Source organism: Bartonella sp. MR168JLCBS (assembly GCF_042194175.1).
In genome coordinates, this window is sequence record NZ_JBHIMP010000513.1 from 1 (window position 1) to 611 (window position 611).

Consider the following 611-nt stretch of genomic DNA (forward strand, 5'->3'; position numbering starts at 1 on the left):
ACGCGTAAAATCATTGCGCTTTGTGGCGTTGATACACGGGCATTAACTGTTCTTATTCGTGAAAAAGGTTCACTAAATGGCATCATCATCCATGATCCAAATGGAAATTTTGATATTCACGCTCTGAAAAAACATGCACAAAAATGGACTGGCCTTATCAATCTTGATCTTGCAAAAGAAGTGACATCAAAGCAATTTGTGGAATGGAATGAAAAACCATGGATATGGAATAAAGGCTATAGTACGAATGATGCATGCAATTTTCACATTGTTGCGATTGACTATGGCATTAAGCTGCACACGGTGCACGCATAACTATTGTGCCAGCAAACACAAACGTAGAAAAAATTCTGGCAATGAATCCTGATGGTGTTTTTCTTTCCAATGGACCAGGTGATCCAATCGCCACAGCTAATTATGCTGTTCCAACCATTCAAGCCCTCATTGACAGTAATATACCGCTTTTTGGCATATGTCTCGGGCACCAACTTCTGGCTCTTGCTGTTGGAGCAAAAACCATAAAAATGCACCAAGGACACCATGGTGCCAACCACCCTGTTAAAGACTTTATCACCGTAAAAGTTGAAATTGCATCAATGAATCATGGTTTT

Annotated in this window: 1 pseudogene; it reads left to right on the forward strand. The window is 40.1% G+C overall.

Annotation, left to right across the window (positions count from 1 at the left end):
• Positions 1-611, forward strand: a pseudogene (locus ACFIK8_RS12320) (glutamine amidotransferase-related protein); the annotation flags it as partial.